Source organism: Aquimarina mycalae, assembly GCF_029906345.1.
Taxonomy (GTDB): Bacteria; Bacteroidota; Bacteroidia; order Flavobacteriales; family Flavobacteriaceae; genus Aquimarina.
Genome location: NZ_JARYGY010000004.1, coordinates 200,699 through 219,517, shown reverse-complemented (window position 1 = coordinate 219,517; position 18,819 = coordinate 200,699). Strand labels below are relative to the sequence as shown.

15 protein-coding genes and 1 tRNA gene are annotated in these 18,819 nt (G+C 33.8%); 5 read left to right on the top strand and 11 right to left on the bottom strand.

What is annotated here, in order from left to right; translation table 11 throughout:
• The first annotated feature begins 484 nt into the window (after window positions 1–484).
• Window positions 485–691 carry a hypothetical protein gene (locus QBK95_RS11150; RefSeq protein ID WP_280933669.1) on the top strand — a complete coding sequence of 69 codons (207 nt, stop codon included), beginning with the start codon at window positions 485–487 and terminating at the stop codon, window positions 689–691.
• A gap of 115 nt (window positions 692–806) precedes the next feature.
• Here the strand turns inward: QBK95_RS11150 and QBK95_RS11145 are convergent, their stop codons facing one another.
• The 3 genes from QBK95_RS11145 to mce all read right to left on the bottom strand — a co-directional run bounded on the left by QBK95_RS11145 (window position 807) and on the right by mce (window position 3,267).
• The gene (locus QBK95_RS11145) at window positions 807–2,465 is read right to left on the bottom strand and encodes a GMC oxidoreductase (protein ID WP_280933666.1); all 1,659 of its coding nucleotides are present in this window, start codon (window positions 2,463–2,465) and stop codon (window positions 807–809) included.
• 261 nt (window positions 2,466–2,726) lie between these two features.
• Window positions 2,727–2,800, bottom strand: a tRNA-Ile gene (locus QBK95_RS11140).
• A 56-nt stretch (window positions 2,801–2,856) separates the two neighbouring features.
• Entirely contained in the window at window positions 2,857–3,267 is a 411-nt protein-coding gene (gene mce / locus QBK95_RS11135; RefSeq protein ID WP_280933664.1) for a methylmalonyl-CoA epimerase, read from the bottom strand.
• Window positions 3,268–3,362: 95 nt separating this feature from the next.
• Here mce and rbfA point away from each other — a divergent pair, with 95 nt between their 5' ends.
• Window positions 3,363–3,755, top strand: a complete 393-nt coding sequence (gene rbfA / locus QBK95_RS11130; RefSeq protein ID WP_280934136.1) for a 30S ribosome-binding factor RbfA — start codon at window positions 3,363–3,365, stop codon at window positions 3,753–3,755.
• Between the two features lie 108 nt (window positions 3,756–3,863).
• Window positions 3,864–5,066: an ABC transporter permease gene (locus QBK95_RS11125; RefSeq protein ID WP_280933662.1), complete on the top strand. Its 1,203-nt coding sequence runs from the start codon at window positions 3,864–3,866 to the stop codon at window positions 5,064–5,066.
• A 19-nt stretch (window positions 5,067–5,085) separates the two neighbouring features.
• Here the strand turns inward: QBK95_RS11125 and dusB are convergent, their stop codons facing one another.
• Complete coding sequence (gene dusB / locus QBK95_RS11120) at window positions 5,086–6,078, bottom strand: tRNA dihydrouridine synthase DusB (RefSeq protein WP_280933659.1); 993 nt, start codon at window positions 6,076–6,078, stop codon at window positions 5,086–5,088.
• A 297-nt stretch (window positions 6,079–6,375) separates the two neighbouring features.
• On the opposite strand from dusB, the gene lepA reads away from it, so the two are divergent.
• Entirely contained in the window at window positions 6,376–8,172 is a 1,797-nt protein-coding gene (lepA, locus tag QBK95_RS11115; protein ID WP_280933657.1) for a translation elongation factor 4, read from the top strand.
• A gap of 310 nt (window positions 8,173–8,482) precedes the next feature.
• Here lepA and QBK95_RS11110 read toward each other — a convergent pair whose 3' ends face one another.
• The gene (locus QBK95_RS11110) at window positions 8,483–9,301 is read right to left on the bottom strand and encodes an HAD family hydrolase (protein WP_280933655.1); all 819 of its coding nucleotides are present in this window, start codon (window positions 9,299–9,301) and stop codon (window positions 8,483–8,485) included.
• Window positions 9,302–9,400: 99 nt separating this feature from the next.
• Here QBK95_RS11110 and QBK95_RS11105 point away from each other — a divergent pair, with 99 nt between their 5' ends.
• Window positions 9,401–9,823, top strand: coding sequence for a secondary thiamine-phosphate synthase enzyme YjbQ (locus QBK95_RS11105; RefSeq protein WP_280933654.1), 423 nt, complete (start codon window positions 9,401–9,403; stop codon window positions 9,821–9,823).
• Here the strand turns inward: QBK95_RS11105 and QBK95_RS11100 are convergent.
• From QBK95_RS11100 to QBK95_RS11075, 6 genes are all read right to left on the bottom strand, one after another.
• On the bottom strand, window positions 9,820–10,260 hold the full coding sequence (locus QBK95_RS11100; RefSeq protein WP_280933652.1) for a hypothetical protein: 441 nt from the start codon (window positions 10,258–10,260) through the stop codon (window positions 9,820–9,822). The genes QBK95_RS11105 and QBK95_RS11100 overlap by 4 nt on opposite strands.
• Window positions 10,261–10,355: 95 nt before the next feature.
• Window positions 10,356–13,610, bottom strand: a complete 3,255-nt coding sequence (locus tag QBK95_RS11095) for a TonB-dependent receptor (protein WP_280933650.1) — start codon at window positions 13,608–13,610, stop codon at window positions 10,356–10,358.
• 175 nt (window positions 13,611–13,785) lie between these two features.
• The gene (gene pgi / locus QBK95_RS11090; protein ID WP_280933648.1) at window positions 13,786–15,423 is read right to left on the bottom strand and encodes a glucose-6-phosphate isomerase; all 1,638 of its coding nucleotides are present in this window, start codon (window positions 15,421–15,423) and stop codon (window positions 13,786–13,788) included.
• 4 nt (window positions 15,424–15,427) lie between these two features.
• Window positions 15,428–16,684: a peptidoglycan DD-metalloendopeptidase family protein gene (locus QBK95_RS11085; RefSeq protein ID WP_280933646.1), complete on the bottom strand. Its 1,257-nt coding sequence runs from the start codon at window positions 16,682–16,684 to the stop codon at window positions 15,428–15,430.
• Window positions 16,685–16,690: 6 nt separating this feature from the next.
• On the bottom strand, window positions 16,691–17,656 hold the full coding sequence (locus QBK95_RS11080; RefSeq protein ID WP_280933644.1) for a tryptophan 2,3-dioxygenase family protein: 966 nt from the start codon (window positions 17,654–17,656) through the stop codon (window positions 16,691–16,693).
• Entirely contained in the window at window positions 17,656–18,432 is a 777-nt protein-coding gene (locus QBK95_RS11075) for a DUF3108 domain-containing protein (RefSeq protein ID WP_280933642.1), read from the bottom strand. The genes QBK95_RS11080 and QBK95_RS11075 overlap by 1 nt, the downstream gene beginning before the upstream one ends.
• Window positions 18,433–18,819 lie beyond the last annotated feature (387 nt).

Genomic DNA, 18,819 nt, shown 5'->3' with positions numbered 1-18,819 from the left:
CCAATACTCTACCAAAATGCTGGCTTTTAGTATCAATCACTTTATACTGCATAATTACAAGTTTTGATTTGTATTCCTTTTATCATTGCTGATGTTCTTTCCCCAAAAAACATACCAGAATGTAATAAGATCAAAAGTAAATTTAATAGGAGTGATGCTATTTTAAAAATTATTTTATCAGGTTTTATTAACAACATAGCTTTTTTGAAAACCTAATTATCTGTTTGTAAGTCTTTTGTTGTTGAAATGTTAGTGAGATCCAAGAATTTAAAATTTGATGATTATCATAACGATATTTTAGGATAAAACAGTTCTTGTTTTTTGTAATAATTTAAAGGGGATCACTATAAATAATGAGTGCCTAAATTCACTGTTTATGGTGAGCAATTCCCGATGTTTTATGTTGAGATTTGTGCAGACATTCTTGAGTTATTTAGTGATGACTCAGGTGTTATTTTAATTATTAATCTAAATATTATTCAGTATGATCAAAGACATCTTAAATTTAAAGGGGGCTCAAAAAATTAACAAAAACCAACAAGAATCAATCAAAGGAGGAATTGGTCTACCATCAACAGATGATTGTGGATGCGTAGTGGTTGGACGCTTTGGTTTCCAGGAAATTGTTGCGGTTTCATGTGATAGCACATGTCCTGATGGATCAGTACCAACACCAGGATTAGGTTTCTAGTAGTGTTGTTTTATAAGGAATCATGGTTTCAATTTTTTGATTAGGGAATTGTAAAAACATGAAAAAAGGGTGTCTATTAATAAACACCCTTTTTTTCGTTTTGTATGATCAGTTATTATGAGCTTAATATATCATCTTTAATTATTTTTTCAATATTTCGCTCTGCAAGTGCAGTTATCGTTACAAAGGGGTTTACTCCAAGACTACCTGGAATCAAAGAGCCATCATTGATATATAAGTTCTCATAACCTTTGACTCGTCCGTAATTATCTGTCGCCTTACCAATAACACATCCACCTAACGGGTGATACGTATAATCATCTCCAAAGGTTCCATTATCAAACAAATCTCGTCGATAATCAGTGCGATTGGCTTTATTCATTTTATCAAACATCCCTCTTGCGGAGTCTACTGAAGGTTGATTTTGATTTGCTCCCCATTTTAGATCTACTTTTTCAGTACCTGGGTCATATTCAAAATATCCTCTTTCTGGGTTTCTGGTAACTGTAAGATATAGGCTTACAAAATTTTCAAAGCCAGTAGGCAATGGTGCTACTTCAGCAAAAACAGGATTAGCTACATTATCAGTATCGTCAATTCCAATGGCTGGTATGGAAGATTGTTTGGTACCTGTAGGGTTCCAAAAATAATTACCACGAGCTACCATCACGTTTCCGTTATTGCCCCATCCCATGCCGATTTCGTCATTAAGTAATGGTAATTTACCAGTTTCTCTTGCCTTCAATAAAAGCTCTGATGTTCCTAATGAACCAGCTCCTAGTATTAGGTGTTCACAGGAAAATGAAAATACTTCGACAGTTGCACCAGTATCGTCAATTTCACTTACCTGTAATACATACTGTCCATTAGCATCTTGTGTGATTTCGTCCACTCGGTGCATGCTCTTCAATGTCACATTTCCAGTTCCAATGGCATCAGCGATATATGTTTTGTCTAAACTGTTCTTTCCTCCATTATTGCCATATAACGCTTCATCTCCAAATGCAGATTTATGAACCGTTCCGTCTTCTTCAGCTTGCATATAATCATAATCATATACAGTAGGAATAACAAATGTTTTAAAATCTGCTCTTTCTGCTTGTTCTCTTGCCAATCTAGAATATCTGAAATATTCAGACTCTTCAAGTAATGAATCAGGAATAGTATTAACTTTTAGCATGCGATTGGCTAAAGGAAAGTATTTACTATACATCTCTGATGAATTAATGTTTGGTAACATTTCTTCAAAATAACTCCTAGAAGGTGTAGGTGCTAGCCCTCCGTTTACGACAGAACCACCACCTACACAACGACCAACATATACATTCATGTTTTTGTAATTAACTCTGTCTAGTGCACCTGGATATTTATCTATGTTTTTGTTTATGACATCGAGCCATAAAAATCTACCTACTGGAGCTTCTGTTCTGTCTTTAAACCACATGGCTCTACCATCAGGATTACTCATACTACAAAATATCTGTCCATCTCTGGTTGGAGTATCCCATAGTTTTCCCATTTCTAACATTAGAGTAGGAATACCAGCTTCACCAAGTCTTAGCGCAGAAACAGCACCGCCGTATCCTGTACCGATGACTATAGCACGATAATGTTGCTGTGAATTTGTGCCTAAGTTTTTTTGTTTGTCTTCTTCGGATAACAGATCGTCATCCTGAGTACAGCTTACTAAGTTGATGGTGGTTAGCCCAAAAAGGGACGCACTCGCCATGGCGGAGAGGCCGAGAAACCTTCTCCTGTTTAATTTTGACTTCATTTATTTTTTGGTTTTAAGGTTATATTGGTTGGAAAATGAACTATTTATAATTCATTTTCCAACCACAAAATAAGGATTTTAATTATAGCGAGTTTTAAGGCAGGAAATTTTTTAGATTGTATGTTCTAATTAATTTTTAGGTTTGATAATATATCTACCTTAAAAAATGGAAAATACTAGTGATTATTCCGTATGCAAATCGTATGCACATGAAAAAAGCCTTTGCGAGGTAAAACTCTGCAAAGGCTTCTGTGTAAAAGGTGGTCCCACTTGGGCTCGAACCAAGGACCCCCTGATTATGAGTCAGGTGCTCTAACCAGCTGAGCTATGGGACCTAAAACGGAGGGCAAATTTAAGTAATTGCTTCAAACACGCCAAACATTTTTATGATTTAATTTATCTCCTGACAAAGCTCTACCAAAACACCATTGGTAGTTTTAGGATGAACGAATGCAACAAGCTTATTATCAGCTCCTTTTTTAGGAGTTTTATTGATCAATTGAAACCCTTCATTTTCTAATCGTTCTAATTCTTTCTCGATATCATCTACATCAAAGGCAATATGATGAATACCTTCTCCTTTTTTAGTTATAAACTTCCCTATTGGGCCATCTTCTTTGGTACTAGCTACAAGTTCTATTTTATTTTCTCCAACCCTAAAAAAAGAAGTAATCACGGATTCACTTTCTACTTCTTCTTGTTTATATGGAGGAACTCCTAGTAATTTTTCATACAAAGTGTTGGCTTGATCAATATCTTTGACGGCAATACCGATGTGTTCTATTTTGTTAATATGATTCATGAGGTGCTTTTATAAAGAGCTGTAAAAGTACAAAATCGTCTGTATGTAAGGGATTTTGTAATAAAAGAAAATAATAAATGTCTACTTTTGCAGTCATGGAAACAAACAGACAGAAAAAAATAGGTGGAGTATTACAACGTGATGTTGCAGATGTGATACAACATGCATTACGTGAAGCAGGTGTTCAAGGGATTTTGGTTTCTGTAACTAAGGTAAGTGTAACCACTGATTTATCGATAGCCAAAGTATATATGAGTGTTTTTCCGCATAATGAGGGAGAAAAAGTATTGAATGAAGTTAATGCTGTAAAATCGCAAATTAAACATCAGGTAGCGCAACGAACTAAAAATCAATTGCGTCGTATGCCCGAATTGTCTTATTTTATTGATGATTCATTGGAATATATAGATAATATAGATAAAGCAATAAAAGGAGAAGAAAACCCACTACAAGATCCTGATTTATTGCCGCGTCGTAAGAAGAAGTAAGATTGTAATAACAATACCTAGAAGTTGTTGGGATAGTATATTTTATCATTGTATTTTCTCTTATCTTTAGTCCTGAATTAAATTTTATTATACTCCTTATTAAAAGATTTGAATTTTCCGTACTACATCGCTAAGCGTTATTTGTTTTCTCCAGGTAGTAGCAATGCTATCAATATTATTACAGGGATCGCTGCTGCGGGAGTAGTTATTGGAGCCATGTCTTTGTTTATTGTATTGTGTGGCTTTGCGGGACTTAAGGATTTTAGTTTGCAGTTTTCTTCTTATTTTGATGCTGATCTTAAGGTTTTTCCGTCAAGCGGAAAGACATTTACTTTTACAAAAGCTCAAAAAGAAAAGCTATCTCAATTAAAAGATGTGGTTAGTTTTTCTGAAGTAATAGAAGAACGTGTCTTTTTGGAATTTAAAGACAAACAAAAGACTGCATTTATAAAGGGAGTTGATGCAAATTATCCAAATGTCATCCAGACCGACAGTATCGTTTTTTATGGAAATTGGCTAACTGATAATGACGCTCAGATTGTTGCAGGTAGAGGTATTAGTATAGAATTAGGAATGGCGGTGGAGCAGGTTTACACTAATTTCTTAAGTATATATGTGCCTAAACCAGGGAAAGGAATTCCCAGAGATCCATCTAAAGCATTTAGAAAAAAGACAGCTGTAAATATTGGGATCTACACTGTAAACGAAGATCTTGATAAAAAATATATTTTTAGTACCATTGGATTGGCTAGAGCATTATTAGACTTGCCTGAGGATCAAGTAACCAATATAGAGCTTAAATTAACTCCTGGTATAGATGAAGCATCAGTAAAACGAGATGTGCTAAAAATATTTGACAATCAGGTTATTGTAAAAGATAGAGTTCAGCTTAACGATACCTTGTATAAAATGCTAAATACAGAGAATTTGGCAGCTTATCTTGTGATTACCTTGATTGCAATTATCGCTTTGTTTAATGTTGCAGGTGCTATTATTATGATGATTATTGATAAAAGGAAGAACATTAAAACATTGCATAGTGTAGGAGCATCATTGCAAAATGTTAGAAAAATATTTCTGTTTCAAGGATCATTGATGACTATTTTAGGGGCATTGTTAGGGTTACTTATAGGATTTACAATTATTGTATTGCAGCAACAATATGGATTATTAATGATCACACCATCCTTGCCATATCCAACCAAAATTACTGTAACCAGTTTTATAATTGTATTTTTTACAATTACTATTATCGGAGTAGTAGCTTCGTTATTAGCTTCAAGTAGAATTAACAGAAAATTAGTGAGTTAGCTTTAGGCTAAGAACTACTTCAGACAAATTCAAATCCAGCAAACTTCTCCTGAATTTCATTAAACGTATCAAAAACATCTACTGAATGATCACTAGTTACCATTTTCATTCGATATTCTTTGAAATGGGGAATTCCTTTAAAGTAATTGGTGTAATGTCTGCGCGTCTCAAAAACACCTAGTTTTTCGCCTTTCCAATCGATTGCCATCTCAAGATGTCTTCGTGCAGCAATCACACGTTCTTCTATAGTTGGTGGCGGGAGATGCTCGCCTGTTTTAAAATAATGCTTTACTGCCGCAAAAAACCATGGATATCCAATACTAGCACGGCCAATCATCGCTCCATCTAATCCGTATTCATCTCGCATTTCCATAGCGCGCTCTGGAGAATCAACATCTCCATTACCAAATACAGGAATATGCATTCTCTGATTATTTTTTACTGCTGCGATCGGTTTCCAGTCAGCATTTCCTTTATACATCTGTGCTCTGGTACGACCGTGTATAGCGATCGCTTTTGCTCCTACATCTTGTAATCGTTCAGCAACTTCTACAATTTTTATCGACTCATGATCCCAACCTAATCTGGTTTTTACTGTGACAGGAAGTTTAGTATGCTTTACCATAGCTTCTGTAAGCGAAACCATAAGGTCAATATCTTTGAGAATACCAGCACCAGCACCTTTGCTTACCACTTTTTTTACGGGACACCCAAAATTAATATCTATAATATCAGGACCCGAAGCTTCTACGATCTCAATAGATCTAAGCATAGAATCCAGATTAGCTCCAAAAATTTGAATTCCTACGGGACGTTCTTTCTCATAGATATCCAATTTCATCACACTTTTTGCCGCATCACGAATTAATCCCTCACTAGAGATAAATTCTGTGTATACCACGTCTGCTCCTTGTTCTTTACATAATGCACGAAAAGGTGGATCACTTACATCCTCCATAGGTGCTAATAACAACGGAAATTCTCCTACATCTATGTCTCCTATCTTTGCCAAAAATTCTGTTTGTTAAGTTATTCGTAATTTAAATATGAGACAAAAGTACAAATAATCGGGAATCTTCATAGATCTATTGGCTTTTGCAATATCCAGAAGGTTTAAAAATGCTTGAATAGATGATATAAACCTTCTAAAATCGATTATATTTGCAGACTAAATGATTTTGATTCAGAAGAATCGAATGTTTCGGGCAAGGATAGTAGTGACATCCTTTTTTGTAGCTGAAGGAAATAGCGAAGGATCACAAAAAAGATATAACGGATAGCCTGGTTTAGCCCGCCAAAAAAAATTAGAATGAAGAACATAAGAAATTTTTGCATTATTGCGCATATTGATCACGGTAAAAGTACACTAGCAGATCGACTGTTAGATTTTACAGGGTCTGTTTCTGCTCGTGAAGCTCAAGCACAATTGTTGGATAGCATGGATTTGGAACGTGAACGTGGAATTACGATCAAGAGTCATGCGATCCAGATGGAGTATACATATAAAGGAGAGGAATATATCCTGAACCTTATAGATACTCCAGGACATGTGGATTTTTCGTATGAGGTTTCTCGTTCAATTGCTGCTTGTGAGGGTGCTTTGCTAATTGTAGATGCTGCACAAAGTATACAGGCTCAAACGATCTCTAATTTGTATTTGGCTTTAGAAAATGATCTGGAGATTATTCCAGTATTGAATAAGGTTGATTTACCAAGTGCCAATCCTGAAGAAGTAACCGATGATATTGTGGACTTATTGGGTTGTGATGCAGAAGAGGTAATTCCAGCCAGTGCGAAAACTGGAATCGGGATTGAAGAGATTCTTACTGCTATTATAGAGAGGATTCCTGCTCCTACTGGTAATCCTGATGAACCATTACAGGCATTAATTTTTGATTCAGTTTATAATTCTTTTAGAGGAGTTGAAACCTATTTTAAAGTAGTAAATGGTGAAATAACAAAAGGACAGCAAATTAAATTTGTTGCTACAGGAAAAGATTACTCTGCTGATGAGGTAGGGACACTGAAATTAAATCAGGTTGTTAAAAAATCTATCAAAACTGGTGATGTAGGATATCTAATTACTGGAATTAAAGATGCTCGTGAGGTGAAAGTTGGAGATACTATTACCGATGCGAAAACCCCAACTAAAAATGCAATTGAAGGTTTTGAAGATGTAAAACCTATGGTATTTGCGGGGATTTATCCTGTAGACACAGAAGATTATGAAGAACTACGTTCTTCTATGGAAAAATTGCAGTTAAATGATGCCTCACTAGTTTTTGTGCCAGAGAGTTCTGCTGCTCTAGGTTTTGGTTTTCGATGTGGATTTTTAGGAATGTTGCATATGGAAATTATCCAAGAACGATTAGAGCGTGAGTTTAATATGACCGTAATTACTACGGTACCTAACGTATCGTATCACGCATTTACTAATAAAAATCCAGATGATATTATCATTGTAAACAACCCTACTGATTTACCAGACCCATCTTCTATGAATCGTGTAGAAGAGCCTTATATTAAGGCAACTATAATTACCAAGTCGGATTTTGTAGGTTCTGTGATGTCACTATGTATTGAGAAACGTGGTGAGATAACAAATCAGACATATCTAACTACAGAGCGTGTAGAGCTAACATTTGATATGCCGCTTGCTGAGATCGTTTTTGATTTTTATGATCGCTTAAAAACGGTATCCAAAGGGTATGCATCTTTTGATTATACACCTATCGGAATGCGTCCATCAAAACTGGTAAAAGTAGATATGTTACTTAATGGAAATATTGTAGATGCACTGTCTGCTTTATTGCATAAGGATAATGCTTATGGTATTGGTAAAAAAATCTGCGAAAAATTAAAAGAATTAATTCCTAGACAACAGTTTGATATTCCGATTCAAGCTGCGATTGGAGCAAAATTTATTGCTCGTGAAACTGTAAAAGCATTGCGTAAGGATGTAACTGCTAAATGTTATGGTGGAGATATTTCTCGTAAACGAAAACTACTAGAAAAGCAGAAAAAAGGGAAGAAACGTATGCGACAAGTTGGTAATGTAGAAATCCCTCAGGAAGCATTTATGGCTGTACTAAAGCTAAATGATTAGCGTTTCTTTATTCATTACAAAGAAGGAAAAAGACTACTTTTTAATGTTAAAAAAATAGATTAAAAGCATTTTTATTAGATTAAGTGTGTTTTATAACGATATTTTTATATATTTGCATGAACATCTACATTCCCAAAGATATGTTAGTTTTTTGGGAGTATTATGATTTGATAAGACAACTATAATCTAACTAGCTATGCAGAATTTTTTTACGAAGCTACCTATTTATGTATATTTTTTTATTATATCCATTGTATTAGCTTGTCTTTCATAGGCTAAATTCGCTTTAGGGTATAATATAATTGACAGATTAGATAAGATTTGTTTTTTTAGCTTCTATCATTTTGGCTAGCATGTATTCTACGCCGTTTTCATCATTACTTTTAGTACTGTAGTTTGCAACCGCTTTTACGTTAGGATGTGCGTTTTGCATTGCAAAGCTATATGTCGCTTGCGACATCATCTCTAGATCGTTATTGTAATCACCAAAGACCATGGTTTCTTCTGGAGAAATATTAAGGCTTTTTTGAAGATTTTTAAGTGCGTGTCCCTTATTTGCATCGTTATGAGATAGGTCTAGCCATACTTTACCAGATACTTTTACCTTTAATTTGTTTTCTAAATGTTTTAGTGCTGGATACAAGTATTTTTCAGATCCTTTTTCATTACAAATCGCAATTTTTAAGTATTGATCATCAATTACTTGCGAGAGATCATCTACAATTTCATACCTTCCATAAAACTCATTGAGCATATTTATGAAATCCTGCCCATAATTCTCAATATATGCTTTTTTCCGCCCACATAATATTACTTGAGACCCTTTTAAATCTTTGGTTATATCCAATAATCCTAAATATGTTTCACGATCAATTTCTGTAGTCTGTAACTCTTGATTCTTATGCATGGTTAGCGCGCCATTTTCTGCAATGACCATTATATCATCTTTAATAGCATCTAGTTTATGTATAATACTGTAATACTGTCGTCCGCTTGCTGCGACAAAGGTAACTCCCAAATCTCTTAGTTCATCAAATAGATAATAAAAGGATTGACTAACTTCTCCTCTGGAATTAAGAAGCGTTTCATCCATATCTGTAGCGACAAGTTTTATTTGGGATAAATCCATAGTATACTTTTTTAAGAAGCAAAGGTATTGGACTTAAAAGACATGGAATGTAATATTACCACTAAATTTATATTAAATTGCCTGAAGAATAGTTTAAAAATGAAGTTTTTTCAAAAAGAGATTAAATTACCTCCATATCCCAGAGGTTTTCATTTGATTACGGATATGGTGATTTCAGAAATTCCTGAGATTAGTCATATTGATATCGGTCAATTCCAAATATTTATTAAACACACTTCGGCGAGTGTAACGATTAATGAAAATGCAGATCCTACAGTACGACAAGATTTTGAAAGCCACATAAATGAGATGGTTCCTGAGAATCAACCTTATTATATTCACACATATGAGGGTCCTGATGATATGCCTGCCCATATTAAAGCTTCGTTAATGGGTACTTCTGTGCAAATACCAATTACCAATGGCACATTAAATTTAGGAACCTGGCAAGGAGTTTATCTATGCGAACATAGAAACTATGGAGGTTCTAGAAAATTAGTACTGACAGCTTTTGGCAATTAAAACCAGTTAGCCCAAGGAATTCTTGATAACATCAATATCCAAGCAAGGGTATAAAAAATTGCTAACATCTTAAATTTTGGAGTAGATGTTAGTTTCTTTTTGTGCTTAGAATATCCCACAGTAATAAAAACTACAGTTAAGATCATTACCAAAGGATGTTCTACATTATATAACCTGAGTAATGGATCTTTCATAATATCACCCATACCTATTCCTTCTGTAAACCAAACAATTGTGGGAGAAACAAAAAGTATAATAATACCTATCAACAATTGTAAGTGTGTAACAATTAAGGCAAAAAGAGATATTCTAAAATCTTTAGGAGCATATTCTTTTTTCGTAAAGAATCCAATTAATGCATTGATGGTAGCAAGAGTTACAATAAGAACGACTAGATAAGCCCAATAAGAGTGAACGATTTGTATAGCTTCGTACATAATGATATGTTTAGTTTATCCAAAGGTAAACATAATGTATAAAAAAACCTCGCTCAATTAGAGCGAGGTTTTTTATATATAGTTGTTTAAAACGTTTAGTTAAAGATATATCTTATACCAACTTGCATTTGCCATCTAGATGATTGGTTACCAAAATCATCTACTTGTTCTACATCGTCTACAACATTTTGATTTAACTCGAAAGTAGGAACATTATTACTGTCAATATCTACTACATCTAATAAATTTACTTCGCTAGATATAAAGTTTCTTACTCCCCACTCTTTATTTAGGAGGTTCCCAAAATTAAGGACATCAGCTGTAAATTGTAAGCCATGAGTTTTATTGCCAATTTTCATTGAAAAATCCTGAACAAATTTAAGATCAAATATATGATTCCAAGGTCCTCTGTCTCCATTTCTTTCTGCGTACTGACCTCTTCTTTCACTCAAGTAATCATCATTTGCTATATAATTGTTAAAAGCTTCCCATTGAGTAGCTTGCTCTTCTGGTGTACCTGAAAAAGTAATTTCGCTAGCATCGTTAGGTACATAAATTAAAGCTCCATCATCAAAATCATCATTTAAGATTAGCTCATTGTTATCGTTTCCATATGTGTATGAGAATGATCTGGATTGAGATCCTTCATATACTAAACCAATAGTTGTTTTAATATTATCATTCCACTTCAATTCGTAAGAAACATTACTTATAATTCTATGTCCAGCTGAAAAATCCGAACGAGATAATGGAATACTTGCATTCTTACCATTTACAGTAACTTGATTATTCCATTGAGAGCTATTCTGAGAAGATGTGGCATCAAAAATATTTTTTGAATCACCATAAGAATAAGATATACTTCCTTGGAAACCATTTTGGAAAGGCTTTGTAAGGGTTACAGATGCATTATAAGAATACCCTTCTCCAGTATTAGAAGCTAGATAAATACCAGAACCATAAGTGTTATCGATTCGATTAAACAGATTATAACGAGGTCTGTTGTCAGGTCCGTTATTAAGTGTTTCTGTAGCATTTCTTATGTTTAAGTTTTCGTATTGTAATTGAGTAATATTATCTTGATATAATAAATCAGCAGAAACGATTAAACCCCACCAAGGTAATTTCTGGTCAATTGCAAGATTATATTTCATGATTTGAGGTAGTTTAGTATCTGGAGCAAACAAATCAATTTGACCTCCAACATCTCCTGATCCTGGTGTGAGATGTCTTTGCTGAGTTGTTACATCTGGATTAAAGAATACAGGGTCTGTAAAATCTCTGGCATCACTAACACCTTGTGTTACACCGTTATTATTGTAAGTTCCTCCAGCCCAAACCAATGGAACTCTAGAAGTAAAAACACCTAATCCACCTCTTATCTGAGTGGTATTATCTCCTTTAACATCCCAGTTAAAACCAACTCTTGGCGCTATATGAGCTCTTGATCTAATTGCTTTACCAACTCTAGCTCCTTGAAGATCCTTACCATTTGCTTCTAAAAGAGCGACAGTTCTAGTGTTAAAATCTTCATTAGCTAAACCATCTTCCCAGAAAGGAATATCTACTCTTAATCCACCAGTTACCTTAAGATTATCGGTAACTTGAATTTCATCTTGTACATAAAAACCTAAAACAAAACGTTTAAACTCTGCTGCACCTGTTGATTCGTCACCAATTCCACCACCTGGAATTAACGAATAATTATAATCATATCTACTTGCTGCTTCATTATTCAAGAATGCATCTACTCCAGTTGTACCTGCACCACTGTTATCAAAATATCTATAACGACCAAAGTTATTTCTGAAAAATAAATTTTTAGTTTTAGCAAATTCATTTTGAGTACCAACTGTTACAGTATGTTTTCCTGAATAGATACTAAAATTATCTGCCAACGTGAATACATCTTGATCTAAAAGGTTAGCGGTACTAAAACGTTCAGCACCGAAATTGATTCCACCATCACCATCATCTAAAAATACTGTAGGGAAAGGATTTCCATCAGGATCTCTATCATCTCTTACAAGAGAATAACCCAAAATTAAGTTGTTAGAGTATTTGTTTCCGATAGAAGAATTCCATTCCAACGTAGTAGTATTTGATACACTTTCAAATAACTCAGATCCATTACTAAAATTAATAGTTCCGTTACTAGAACCTCTACCTTCAAGATTTTCAGATTTAACATAGTTGTTCTTGATAAAGATTTGGTTATTATCATTTATGTTCCAGTCTAATCTTACTGTAAAAGTATTCCCTAATAATGTAGATGCATTATCTTCATAACCTCCTACATCGTAATTGTATCTATCTAGTATAGTTTGTCTTAAATCTGCAAGATCTTGAGCACTAGAATTACCTCTATAATTTGAAATATTAAAAGGAGCAGGAGTTTCATTGTCTATTCTTTCATAGTTAGCAAAGAAGAATAATTTATCTTTAACGATAGGTCCTCCAACTCTAAAACCGTACGTTAAAGCAGTAAATTCACCTGTTTTTTCTCTTTCTTCTCCGTCATTAACTAAATCAACAGGGGTTTTTCCAACTAAATCCTGATTTTTAAAGAAAGTGTATGCAGATCCTTCCCAATTATTCGAACCAGAACGTGTAATCGCATTAATAGCACCACCAGCAAATCCAGATTGTCTTACATCAAAAGGAGCAATATTAACTTGGAATGATTGGATGGCATCAATAGAAAAAGGATTAATTCCCGTTTGACCACCGTTAGTTCCTGAACCAGCGAGACCAAATACATCATTATTTACTGCACCATCAATATATATTCCATTGAATCGGTTGTTTTGACCTGCTATAGAGATCGAGAAACCATCATTACCTTCATTTAACTGTGCTTGTGGAGTAACTCTCACAAATTCTGCAACAGATCTTGATGTGTTTGGTAGAGTGTTAATTTCTCTTTGGGATACTTTTCTTCCCGCACCAGTTTTGTTGGAATCAAAAATACCATTTCCTGTAGCCGTAATTATAACTTCCTCCAGTTCACTGGTAGATTCCTGAAGTTGCGCACTTATTCTATCAGATTGACCTAGTTGAAGATATAAACCGTCTTTTACAAAACCATTAAAACCTACATAAGTAATTGTAACCCTGTAAGGTCCACCAACACGCATATTTTGTATACGATAAAAACCATCAAAATCTGTAGTAGTAGCATACTTAGTAGCTGTAGGACCATGGACAGCTATAATCGTAGCACCTGGTAATGCGCCACCGTTATTATCGGTGATTTTACCATTAATTGACGAAGTTGTTACCCCTTGAGCGAAAGTTTCACTAGTAAACGCCATAAGGATTACAACAAAGAAAAATATAATTTTTTTCATTATAATAATTTGAGTTAATTGTTTGGCGCAAAAAAACAAATCTTTACGCAATCTGAGTTTATCTTAATGTTAAAACTTTTACATAAAATTTTAACGGTTTTAAGGTAACTCAATTTTGCATTTAATTGATTTGCAAGCTGTTGAAAATATTCAAAAGTTATTAACCAAAAATTAATTAACTAAAATACTTTTTTAGAAGTGTTTTTGTTGACGAATCATGGCTAGAAACTTGTGAACTCTCAATCTCATTTAGAATTTTTGTAGCTAATTGTTTACCTAGTTCTACACCCCATTGATCATAACTAAATATATTCCAAACCACTCCCTGAACAAAAATTCGCTGTTCATACATGGATATTAAAGCACCTAAACTTTTAGGAGTTAATTTGTTAATAAGTACAGTTGTGGTTGGTTTATTACCCGTAAAAATTTTGAAAGGTACTAACTGTTTTAGCTTATCTTTAGGAAGATTTTTTGATTGTAATTCTTCAAGAACTTCAGCCTCCGTTTTTCCATTCATCAAAGCTTCAGTTTGAGCAAAGAAATTAGCCATGAGCTTATCCTGATGATCCTTGTCTTCAAACAAGGAATGTTTAAAGCCTATAAATTCTGCTGGAATAAGTTTAGTTCCTTGATGAATTAACTGAAAGAATGCATGTTGAGCATTTGTTCCTGGTTCTCCCCAAATAATGGTTCCTGTTTGGTAATCAATCTGATCACCATTTCGATCTACACTTTTACCGTTACTTTCCATAATACCTTGTTGCAAATAAGCAGGTAATCTATGTAAGTATTGAGAATACGGAATGATAGCTTCGCTCTCTGCCCCAAAGAAGTTGTTATACCATATACTAAGCATTCCTAAAATGACAGGTATATTTTCTTCAAAGTTAGTAGTTCTGAAATGCTCGTCCATTTCATGTGCTCCTTCTAATAAAGCTTCAAAATTTTTATATCCTGCTGATAAACTTATAGATAGCCCTACTGCACTCCATAATGAAAAACGACCGCCAACCCAATCCCATAATGGGAATATATTCTCTTCTGCAATACCAAATTTGGTCACATTAGGAATATTACTGGATACTGCTACAAAATGGTTACTTACAGCTTCTTGAGAAGCTTGTTTTGTAAACCAATTTCTGGCTGTAGTAGCATTTGATAGGGTTTCTTGTGTAGAGAAAGTTTTTGAGACCACCACAAATAAGGTGGTTTCTGGGTTTAGAGATTTTAGGTTTTGATGTACATGATCACCATCTACATTAGATATGAAGTGTACTTTTAGATGATTTTTATAGTATTCTAAAGACTCGGTGATCATAGCGGGTCCAAGATCAGAACCTCCAATACCAATATTTACAATATCTGTAAACGATTTATTTGTATATCCTTTTAATTCGCCATTAATAACTTTATCACAAAATACTTCTATCTTATTTTTTACATCAGATACTTCTGATACTACATTTTTGTTGTCTAATTGAATAACTCTATTTGATGGAACTCTTAAAGCTGAATGTAACACAGCTCTATCTTCAGTTTCATTTATGAGTTCTCCTGCAAAATAACTTTGTATTGCTTTATCTAATTGTACCTCTTTAGCAAGGTCTATTAAAAGCTTTTTTGTAGTTTCATCTATTCTGTTTTTAGAATAATCTACGTAGAAATCATTCCAAGCGATTGAGAATTTGGTTGCTCTTTCTGGCGATTGAGTAAAAAGATCTTTTAAATGTGTGTTTTTAATGTTCTCATAATGATCTTGTAGTGCTCCCCAAGCTTTTGTGGTGGTGGGATTAATAGTTGGTAATGCCATTTGGTTATAAAATTTCTTGTTTTGGTTTGAATATAATACTATCTAATTTGGTTTTCATTGGTTCTATATGTTTAAAATAAGCTGGCCGTAAACTATCATTGAGAGGTTTTGAGGCAGGTAAATCTTGTCTAAAAGGATCTACTTCTTTACCATTTTTCCAGAAACGATAACAAACATGTGGTCCGCTAGTATTTCCTGTCATTCCGATATAACCAATAACATCTCCTTGTCTTACAAACTCTCCTACTTTTACAGCACGCTTACTCATATGTAGATATTGAGTGTCATAAGTAGCATTATGTCTTATTTTTACATACTTACCATTTCCGCCCCTACGTTCTGACTTAGTAACGGTACCATCTGCAGTAGCGAGAATTGGAGTTCCGATAGGAGCAGCAAAGTCTGTTCCTCTATGTGGTCTTATTTTGTTTCCATAATATCGAATTCTTCGTTTAAGATTATATCTCGATGAAATTCTGCTAAACTGAACTGGCGCTCTAAGAAAAGCTCTTCTCAAATTATTGGCTTCTTGATCAAAATAATCTGAAGTTCCATTAATAGTGTCATCTTCGAAACGAAAAGCGTACAACGGTTTACTTTTATGCTCAAAATACGAAGCTTTAATTTCACCAATTCCAGCGGGAATGGTATCGTTTATATATTTCTCAGTATAAATAACCTTAAACTGATCTCCAGCCTGAAGCCTTGTGAAATCTATAGTCCATGCATAAATATCGGCCATTTTATAAGCAACAAGAAAACTAAGATCCATATCATCAAACGTTTGAGATAGATTGCTTTCTATGGTTCCAGAAGCTATACGTTCTACTAGTTTTACTGGTTTTGCGCTTTTTCGAGCAATGATACTGTCTCTGAAATCCACAACCGTATAGTCTATAAGTCCATTTTGATAGACAAAAACCTGTGCTTTTTCTGTAGTATCTTTAGATTTAAGTAAAGTGTATGCTTTTCCTGCGGTAATTCTTGCAACATTAAATGTGTCTTTGATTTTATTTGAAATTTCAAAAACTTTAGCTCTGGAAATTCCATGACTATCTAAAATAGCTCCAAAACTATCTCCAGGACGTACTGTATCTCTAACTACATTAAAATCATTAAGGTTGTAGCCAAATTCTTTAATAATCGGAGGCGTCTTTTCTTCTTCAACGACCTCAGGAACAATAACTGTTGCTTCTTTTTTTTCTTGCTGACATGAAATCAATACTACTGCAATAAGTAGCATATAACCTAAATTCTTCAACTGACTTTATTTTGTGGTATTAAATTGATGGGTAACCCATTGCTGTCCCCAATTTTCTTTTTCTTCTGCGCTCCAAAGATTAGGGAAAAATATAACCTTTTGAAAACTAGGGGGTAAAAATTTCTTCCAGTTGGTTCCTCCTGTAGCTAATACTTCACCTTTATCTCTATTAAGATATCTATAGGCGGCACCCATATGCATTAATAACCAATTAATATTCACATTGGTGTCAAAAGTACGCAATGCATTAATAAGCTGCACATTATTTCGCTCTTTTTCCGGAAGTTCCAGGTATCTATGATAAATTGTGCTCTGTTTTACCTGATGTGCAATACGCATCATTCTTGGAGTATAACGGTATTCGAATTGTTTAAGAGTTAACGTTTTTTCTCCTGTGTTAATGTCAGTTGCACCTGATTTCCAATACAAATGTTCATAGACTTCTTCTAAAGAATCTTCTTCAGAAAACTGCTCTCTTTCTTTACTATTAACTAGGTTGGCTAAAGGAGTCGCATAAATTTCGATCATCCTGAATTGTACTGATTGAAATCCACTGGCGGGAAGCAAAGACATCCTGTATTTTAGAAATTGATCTCTATCCATTCCTTTTATCATCACATCAAAGGAATTTATCAATACTCTGAAATATCGATTAATACGATCTAACTTTTTAGTAAAAAACTCAGCTGTTTGGAGCTTATCGTCGATAATTTGTTTAAGTTCATGTATAATTAACTTAAAATAAAGTTCTGTAATCTGATGATACATGATAAAGATTTCTTCATCAGGAAAATGGGTTCTGGGTATCTGCAGACTAAGTAGTGTGTCTAGATGTATATAATCCCAATAAGTAAGATATCGATCGTGTAATAAACCATCTAAATAGGATCCTAGATCCTGACCAGAATTTTTAAACTTTTTCTCGAGTTGCTTTATTTTTTCAGCAATCTCAGGTTTTATGGATTCGTCCATTAATCTACAACAATTTTAAAGGGATGCTTTAAACCTTTAAAAGCATCCAGATCTGCTTGTATGGAGCCAACCAATATATCAGCTTTGATTTTTACTGGCATCCGATTATCATCATCGCTTACCCATACAGTTAAACTTTCTTCTTCCTTAAATACTCTTTCCGCTTGAACATAAGGACGGAATTTAAGACAACGAATCTTTCCAACTTTAGTTTTAATAGTTTCTCTACCAAGAAATTTCAACTTAAACAGGTAGTTCTCATTGTCAAAAAACATGTTGACGAATTGCTCATCTCCTTGCTTAAGCGAAGATACATTAATATTATTTCTTAAGTAATAAAATGAGGACATCATGTCCTGAATATTATCCTTTGTAGTAAATGTTTCCTTTTTATTATACTTTTTATTAAATACAAGTGCTTTTTTGTTTTCGTGATCAAAGTTGATCTCAATATCTTTAGTATGTCCTCCTTCATTTATCTTGCGAATAAAGCGATAAGGTTTGACTTCGTTTTTATCAATATAAGTTTCGTAATAATCTTCTACTTTAAAAAAAGCGCTTAAAAGTCCTGAGGATTTACCAGTCCCAACAATATGATGAACGGGTTTATTATTAAGAATTTCATCCTTAACTTCGAGGGTTGCATAACTTGCGGTAAACCAGCCATAATGAATTCTAAACTTAAACCATTCACCCGTTTTAAAAGAGCTATGATCTTCTTGGGCAATAGCTGGTGTTATAACCATAATTAACAATAAAAGAACATATCTTTTCATAACTATTTTCAGTGTTGTTTAGTTTAACGTAAATATTATCTCTGAAGTATTTGCAATATCTATTCCAAAAGTACTGTTTAATATAAACAGATAAAAATGGATACTGTTACTAAATTGCATAAAAAAGTCATAAAAAAAGAGAGCCACCACAGCTCTCTTTTACTTTTATTAACCAACTAAAAACTTAAATTATGAGAATAATTATTGTTTTTGGTATAAGCAGTAACCACTCCGCTTATGATACAAACATCAGCTTTTTTTGCATATTTATCAAACGAAAACGTTTTTTTATTATGATATTTAACAAAAATTTAAGCAGAAACGAATAATTTTTCAATAATCTCAATTTATTAACATTGGTTGGTTGAATTTTTCAAGAGATTCTAA

Coding starts and splice junctions, on each gene's coding strand:
- QBK95_RS11150 (WP_280933669.1), top strand. CDS start 485: ATGATCAAAGACATCTTAAATTTAAAGGGGGCTCAAAAAATTAACAAA.
- QBK95_RS11145 (WP_280933666.1), bottom strand. CDS start 2,465: ATGAAGTCAAAATTAAACAGGAGAAGGTTTCTCGGCCTCTCCGCCATG.
- mce (WP_280933664.1), bottom strand. CDS start 3,267: ATGAATCATATTAACAAAATAGAACACATCGGTATTGCCGTCAAAGAT.
- rbfA (WP_280934136.1), top strand. CDS start 3,363: ATGGAAACAAACAGACAGAAAAAAATAGGTGGAGTATTACAACGTGAT.
- lepA (WP_280933657.1), top strand. CDS start 6,376: ATGAAGAACATAAGAAATTTTTGCATTATTGCGCATATTGATCACGGT.
- QBK95_RS11110 (WP_280933655.1), bottom strand. CDS start 9,301: ATGGATTTATCCCAAATAAAACTTGTCGCTACAGATATGGATGAAACG.
- QBK95_RS11105 (WP_280933654.1), top strand. CDS start 9,401: ATGAAGTTTTTTCAAAAAGAGATTAAATTACCTCCATATCCCAGAGGT.
- QBK95_RS11100 (WP_280933652.1), bottom strand. CDS start 10,260: ATGTACGAAGCTATACAAATCGTTCACTCTTATTGGGCTTATCTAGTC.
- QBK95_RS11095 (WP_280933650.1), bottom strand. CDS start 13,610: ATGAAAAAAATTATATTTTTCTTTGTTGTAATCCTTATGGCGTTTACT.
- pgi (WP_280933648.1), bottom strand. CDS start 15,423: ATGGCATTACCAACTATTAATCCCACCACCACAAAAGCTTGGGGAGCA.
- QBK95_RS11080 (WP_280933644.1), bottom strand. CDS start 17,656: ATGGACGAATCCATAAAACCTGAGATTGCTGAAAAAATAAAGCAACTC.
- QBK95_RS11075 (WP_280933642.1), bottom strand. CDS start 18,432: ATGAAAAGATATGTTCTTTTATTGTTAATTATGGTTATAACACCAGCT.